Raw genomic sequence first — 6583 nt, forward strand, 5'->3', positions numbered from 1 at the left:
CAGTAAGATTAGCAGCCTGCTGAATATTGGCGCGCCAAAATCCCAAAAAGCCCCGGTCGTCGTGATCGAACAGTCGGAAACGGACGCGGCAACCCGCGAGATCCAGGTACGCGCCTCCCTAGATTTTTCAGGTTCCGGCAAGCCGACGCCAGAATCCAACATAGTGGACTTCTCTCCGATGAAGCCGGCCGATCAGGACCTTTCGCCCAGTGAGGCGGAACGTGGCCCGCGCGATTCGGCGGCAAATGCGCCTGAACAAACGCCAGATGGTGCACCGGCAAGGCATGCGCCAATCCTCCCCGAAGCGACTTTCGGCATGGTTGAAGCCGACGCGCCCATGGATGGCGGCGATCCCGCACAGGTTTCTGACGCGAACCGGGACACGGGAAAGGCGGCTGATACCGCAGTTCACGGACCGGCGGATGAAGACAGCGGCGTCGATGAATACCACAGATATGCGTTGGATCCTGATCTGGAGGCAGCCATGGATGCCTCCCCACTGCACGTGGCAGAACCTTCCGCACACCGTCACCGGCTGCGCGCGCAAATCGGCGCGTCACTGCAACCAGAGGACGCACCGGAGAGCCCGGTCATGACACTCCTGCGCCGGGTTTTCGGTTGGATTTGGCGATAAGAACTCCGGGCATAGTTCGATTGCGTGAACAGTCGCCCGTTTCCGGGAAGCCTGCCCCCCTGCGCCAGATCACTGGATCACGGATCACAACCTCCCTTGGAGTGGCCCAAACGCCCTAGAGGCCCAGTTCGTGCAACGCACGTTCCACCACTTCGCGCGCGAGGGTGGGCGCATAGGGGAACGAGTTGAAGAACGTCGCCGCACTAAGCTGCGGATCCTTGCTCCGCGCCTTCCCCAACCACGCGCCAGCCTCCTGCGCATTTCCGGCCAGATGCGAGGTCAGGGCCGCGATCAGTTCTATGTGTTTGTGTGCACCCGGCATCCTCGCCGCACGCACGCCGAACCCGGCAGCCTTTTCGAAATCGCCGAACTGCACATGTGCGAGTGCCCGCGCCGAAACCATCGCATAAGCCAGCGGGTCGAGCGGGCTGAGATCGAGAGCAAGCGCCAGATCGCGGTCCGCCCGCTCGGCGCTGCCCGCAATCGTGCCCACCAGCCCCCGGTTGTACACGCCTTGCGCGAAATTGGGGCTGAGGCTTGTCGCGCGGTCGAACCAGTCGAGGCTGTCCTGCAGATTGCCATCAAGCCAGTAGCATCGGCCGACGTTGAAATGTGCGAACGGATCGAGACGGTCGGCCTCAACGGCGCGCTGCGCCAGAATCCGGGCCTGCTCGGCCTCTTCCGCCGGATCGCCGCCATAGAGCAGGAATGCGTTCTGGAAATGCGTGAAGGAGCGCCCGCCGAGAGCAAGCGAGAAATAGGGATCGAGCGCCAGCGCCTGGTCGAACAGGCGGGCCGCCTGCGTGTTGTCGGCCTTGTTGAAGCGGTACATGTGATCGAGGCCGAGATGGAAGGAGGACCAGGCATCCAGTTCGGAAGCTGGCCTTCCGCGCGCCAGACGCGCCTCGTTCTGCGGGATCAGTATGGCAAGATTGGCAATCACGTGAGACGCGATCTCTGGCCTTAACTGCTGCAGGCCTCGCATCTCGCCCCGGTAACGCTCAGCCCAGACCACACTCCCATCGCAAGTATCGGCAAGCGTCACGCTGACGACCACGTCCGCCCCCGCCCGTTCGATCGTTCCCGTGACGCAATAGCGCACGCCGAAGGCGCGGCCGACGTTCACCGGGTCAACATCGGCTCCCCGAAACCGGAAGCTCGACCCGCGGGCAATCACGAAAAGCGAATGCAGCCGGGACAGGTCCATGATGAGATCGGCCGGCAAGGCATCGGCCACGATATCGTGCGGCCCGGGCTCGCCCAGCAACTGGAACGGAAGGACCGCCAGAGTTGGCCGCCCGCCCCCGTTCTCCCGGCCGCCTGCGGCAGGAAGGTCCGGTTCAGCATCAGAGGACATCAGGCCGGTCAGGACCGACAATGACGAGGCCACCTGGCGCTCTATCCCGACCTGCCCGACAAAGCGGAAGCCCTTTCCATGAACGGTCCGGATCAGGCGTTGCTGACTGCCGTCATCGCCAAGCACCTTGCGCGCCGCCTTGATGCGGGCGGCCACGGCGGATTCCGACACAATCCTGCCATCCCAGACCTTTTCGATTAGTTCATCCTTGCTGACGAGCCGGTCGAGATTCTGCACCAGAAGGATCAGCAGCGAGAGCACTTGCGGCTCGACCGGGACGCGCGTTCCCGCCGCGCGCAGCTCAAAATGCGCCGTGTCCAGCTCGAACTCTTCGAAGCGGTAGGTAAAGGAACCGGATCCCGGCAATCAGGGCTCCTCCTCATGAATATTCACGAAAAGGTCAGACATCTTCACGTCACCGTCAAGCATCGCCTGCCGGTATCCTGTATTTCCTGACTATCGGAAGCGACCGATAGAGATCTGAATTTGAGGAGATTGGAAATGCCGCTCGTAACCATCGATGTCATCAAGGACGTGTTCTCGCAAGATCAGAAGCAGGAACTGATCAGCAAGGTGACCGAAGCCATGGTCTCGGTCGAAGGCGAGGCTCTGCGCGGAGTGACCTGGGTCCGGATCATGGAGGTCGAACAGGGCGACTGGGGCATCGGCGGGCAACTGCTCGGCGCGGCCGACGTCCATGCCATGGCCGGCAAGAAAGCCGCCTGAAGCGACCGGGAACGGCGAGGCCGGCCTGTGTACCGGCCCTCTGCTCCGCCCCGCGCACGAAAAAGGGCCGATGCCTTGCGGCACCGGCCCTTTCCGTTGGGAACTTGTAAGCTGCCGGATCAGGCGAACTTGAGCGCCTTGACCATCTTCACACCCGGCAGCGCACAGGCGGCCTTGAGGACGGTTTCAGGCACTTCGGTATCGACCGACAGCAGCAGCACCGCTTCGCCACCGGCCTCGCGGCGGCCGAGGTTGAAGGTGCCGATGTTGATGCCGTTCTCGCCCAGCAGAGTGCCGATGCGGCCGATGAAGCCCGGTGCGTCCTCGTTGACGATGTACATCATCGGACCAGCGAGTTCGGCTTCCACCTTGATGCCGAACATCTCGATCAGGCGCGGCTCGACGTTGTTGAACAGCGTGCCGGCCACCGAACGCTCGCCTGCATCGGTCTTCACCGAAACGCGGATCAGCGTGTGGTAGTCGCCCTCGCGCTCGGTCTTCACTTCGCGCACTTCGAGGCCGCGTTCCTTCGCGAGGTAGGGCGCGTTGACCATGTTCACCGTGTCCGACTGGACGCGCATGAACCCGGCGAGCACGGCGGCAACCATCGGCTTCATGTTGAGCTCGGCAGCGGCGCCTTCGGTGTGGATCGAGATCCGCGGCACCGAATCGTGCGTGAGCTGGCCAACCATCGAGCCGAGCTGTTCCGCCAGCTTCATGTAGGGCTTCAGCTTCGGCGCTTCCTCGGCGGAGAGCGACGGCATGTTGAGCGCGTTGGTGACGCCGCCGTTGACGAGGTAGTCGGCCAGCTGCTCTGCCACCTGCAGCGCCACGTTGACCTGGGCCTCGGTGGTCGAGGCGCCCAGGTGCGGGGTGCAGATGAAGTTCTTGGTGCCGAACAGCGGCGATTCCTTGGCCGGCTCGGTCTGGAACACGTCGAGCGCGGCGCCCGCGACGTGACCGGAATCGAGCATGTCCTTGAGCGCCGCCTCATCCACCAAGCCGCCGCGCGCACAGTTGATGATGCGCACGCCCGGCTTGGTCTTGGCGAGGTTCTCACGGCTGAGGATGTTGCGGGTCTGGTCGGTCAGCGGCGTGTGCAGCGTGATGAAGTCGGCGCGTTCGAGCAACGCGTCGAGATCGACCTTCTCCACGCCCATTTCCACGGCCCGTTCAGGGGTCAGGAACGGATCGTAGGCGACGACCTTCATCTTCAGGCCCAGCGCCCGGCTGGCGACAATCGAGCCGATGTTGCCCGCGCCGATCAGGCCGAGCGTCTTGCCGGTGACTTCAACGCCCATGAAGCCGTTCTTCGGCCACAGGCCCTGCTGGGTCTGCGTGTTGGCTTCGGGGATCTGGCGGGCCAGCGCGAACATCATGGCGATGGCGTGCTCTGCCGTGGTGATCGAGTTGCCGAACGGCGTGTTCATCACCACCACGCCCTTGGCCGAGGCGTAGGGAATGTCGACGTTGTCGACACCGATGCCGGCGCGGCCGATGACCTTGAGGTTGGTCGCGGCGTCGAGGATTTCCTTGGTCACCTTGGTCGAGGAGCGGATGGCGAGGCCATCGTACTCGCCGATGCGGGCAATGAGCTGTTCCGGCGTCTCGCCGGTAATCACGTCAACGTCGCAGCCGCGCGCTTCGAAGATGCGGGCGGCGTTGGGGTCCATCTTGTCCGAAATGAGGACTTTGGGCTTCTTGGTCATGATCTGGTTCCTTGTTCGTCCGTCCGCTTTCCTTGCCTCGTCATCCCCGCGAAGGCGGGGATCCCGCTTGCTGGCGCAACAATCGCGTCTGGGGCGGGAAGGAAGCGGTGCCCCCGCCTTCGCGGGGGCGACGCAGCATTATGGTCGGAAGGCTCAGCCGGCCTTGGTCACGGCGTAGGCATAGTCGAGCCAGGGCCCGAGTGCCTCGATGTCAGCAGCATCAACAGTCGCGCCGCACCAGATGCGAAGGCCCGGAGGAGCATCGCGGTAACCGGCGATGTCATAGGCCGCGCCTTCCTTTTCGAGGACGGCGGCGAACTTCTTGATGAAGTCCGCATCGGCCCCTTCGACCGAGAGGCAGACCGAGGTCTTCGAGCGGATGCCGCTGTCGACCGCGAGATGGCTCAGCCAGTCACGCTCGGCGACGATCTTGTCGAGCGCATGGGCATTGGCGTTGGAACGCGCCATCAGGCCTTCGAGGCCGCCCAGCGAGCGGGCCCATTCGAGCGCGAAGATCGCGTCTTCCACGGCCAGCATCGAGGGGGTGTTGATGGTCTCGCCCTTGAACACGCCTTCGGTGAGCTTGCCGCCCTTGGTGAGGCGGAAGACCTTCGGCAGCGGCCAGGCCGGGGTGTAGCTCTCCAGACGCTCGACCGCGCGGGGGCCGAGGATCAGGACGCCATGGCCGCCCTCACCGCCCAGCACTTTCTGCCAGGAGAAGGTGGCGACGTCGATCTTGTCCCACGGAATGTCGTAGGCGAACACGGCGCTCGTCGAGTCGGCAAAGCACAGGCCTTCGCGATCGTCGGGAATCCATTCGCCGTCGGGCACGCGGACGCCGGAGGTGGTGCCGTTCCAGGTGAACAGGACGTCGTTCGACCAGTCGATCTTGTCGAGGTCCGGGAGCTGGCCGTAGTCGGCACGCATCACCGTCGGTTCGAGCTTGAGCTGCTTGACGGCATCGGTAACCCAACCCTCACCGAAGCTTTCCCAGGCCAGCGCCGTCACGTCGCGGGCGCCGAGCATGGTCCACATGGCCATCTCGAAAGCGCCGGTATCCGAACCGGGCACGATGCCGATGCGGTGCGTATCGGGCAGCTGCAGCACTTCGCGCATCAGGTCGATGCAGTAGGCGAGGCGCGACTTGCCGATCTTGGCGCGGTGCGAGCGGCCGAGCGATTCGGTAGCGAGTTTTTCGGGAGCGTATCCGGGCGGCTTGGCGCAGGGACCGGAAGAGAAATGCGGACGCGCAGGCTTGCGCGCCGGAACCGTGATATCAGTCATTTAAGACTCTCCTTACAGAGAGCACGCGCGGCGTTGGGACCGCGTGGCCCGGAGCCGCATCTAGTGACCGCCCGATTTTTGTCAATCGGTTTGCGGTGAAAGTACCCGCCACAGGTCATCAGACGCCCTGCCCGTTTGGTCCGATTCGGATTTGGTTAAGCAATCACCGCAAGGTGGCGTTAACCACTGCGTGGGACATTGCCACCCATGCGCAGATACCTGCTCATCCTGCCTCTGGTCGCCACTCTCAGCGCCTGCATGGACATCCCTCAGGCACAGGCCCCACGCAAGCAGGTGGTGCGTCAATCGACAACGACGTTCAGCCCCGAACCCGAATTCCGGCAATGCCTCTCGGAACTGGGGGCTCAGCACGCATCGTTCACCCCGCTGCCCGACCGGTACTTCGGCACGGGCTGCTCAACCGTCGAAACCGTGCAGCTTTCCAGCCTGCAGAGCGACACGGCATCGCTGGGGCTGACCAATCTCGGCCCTGTGACCTGCAATGTCGCCACCACGTTCGCGGCATGGGCTCGCTACGGCGTCGACCGCGCCGCGGAACAGATCCTGGGCAGCAGGCTGGCGCGAATCGAAACCTTCGGCAGCTACAACTGCCGCAACGTGGCCGGCACCGGCCGCCGTTCGGGCCATGCCACCGCCAATGCCATCGACGTCTCCGCCTTCGTGCTGGCGGATGGACGCCGCATCTCCGTTCTGGACGACTGGAACGGCGGCACACCGGCCGAGCGGCGTTTCCTGCGCATCGTCCACGCCAGCGCCTGCAAGCGCTTCGGCACGACGCTGGGGCCCGATTACAACGCGGCCCATGCCAACCACTTCCACGTCGAAGCGGACAGGGCCGACTTCTGCCGCTAG

6 protein-coding genes are annotated in these 6583 nt (G+C 64.0%); 3 read left to right on the plus strand and 3 right to left on the minus strand.

Annotated elements, in window-relative coordinates; translation table 11 throughout:
- The coding region (locus NN5_RS26470; protein WP_169801051.1) for a hypothetical protein at positions 1-634 on the plus strand (634 nt) is incomplete at its 5' end.
- A 115-nt stretch (positions 635-749) separates the two neighbouring features.
- On the opposite strand, the gene NN5_RS23640 is transcribed toward NN5_RS26470, so the two are convergent.
- Positions 750-2357, minus strand: coding sequence for a winged helix-turn-helix domain-containing tetratricopeptide repeat protein (locus tag NN5_RS23640; RefSeq protein WP_067738981.1), 1608 nt, complete (start codon positions 2355-2357; stop codon positions 750-752).
- A 135-nt stretch (positions 2358-2492) separates the two neighbouring features.
- Between NN5_RS23640 and NN5_RS23645 the strand changes: the two genes are divergently transcribed.
- On the plus strand, positions 2493-2717 hold the full coding sequence (locus NN5_RS23645; RefSeq protein ID WP_067738984.1) for a tautomerase family protein: 225 nt from the start codon (positions 2493-2495) through the stop codon (positions 2715-2717).
- A 119-nt stretch (positions 2718-2836) separates the two neighbouring features.
- Here NN5_RS23645 and serA read toward each other — a convergent pair whose 3' ends face one another.
- Together serA and NN5_RS23655 are read right to left on the minus strand one after the other, a co-directional pair.
- Positions 2837-4426 carry a phosphoglycerate dehydrogenase gene (gene serA, locus NN5_RS23650; protein WP_067738989.1) on the minus strand — a complete coding sequence of 530 codons (1590 nt, stop codon included), beginning with the start codon at positions 4424-4426 and terminating at the stop codon, positions 2837-2839.
- Between the two features lie 153 nt (positions 4427-4579).
- Entirely contained in the window at positions 4580-5710 is a 1131-nt protein-coding gene (locus NN5_RS23655) for a phosphoserine transaminase (RefSeq protein ID WP_067738992.1), read from the minus strand.
- Between the two features lie 207 nt (positions 5711-5917).
- On the opposite strand from NN5_RS23655, the gene NN5_RS23660 reads away from it, so the two are divergent.
- Positions 5918-6583: an extensin family protein gene (locus NN5_RS23660; RefSeq protein ID WP_067738995.1), complete on the plus strand. Its 666-nt coding sequence runs from the start codon at positions 5918-5920 to the stop codon at positions 6581-6583.

Origin of the sequence: Novosphingobium naphthalenivorans NBRC 102051, assembly GCF_001590985.1 — a bacterium.
In the GTDB taxonomy this organism is placed as follows: domain Bacteria; phylum Pseudomonadota; class Alphaproteobacteria; order Sphingomonadales; family Sphingomonadaceae; genus Novosphingobium; species Novosphingobium naphthalenivorans.

Bases quoted from the DNA above. Each gene is read 5' to 3' on its own strand.
- NN5_RS23645 (WP_067738984.1), top strand. From the start codon at position 2,493: ATGCCGCTCGTAACCATCGATGTCATCAAGGACGTGTTCTCGCAAGAT.
- serA (WP_067738989.1), bottom strand. From the start codon at position 4,426: ATGACCAAGAAGCCCAAAGTCCTCATTTCGGACAAGATGGACCCCAAC.
- NN5_RS23655 (WP_067738992.1), bottom strand. From the start codon at position 5,710: ATGACTGATATCACGGTTCCGGCGCGCAAGCCTGCGCGTCCGCATTTC.
- NN5_RS23660 (WP_067738995.1), top strand. From the start codon at position 5,918: ATGCGCAGATACCTGCTCATCCTGCCTCTGGTCGCCACTCTCAGCGCC.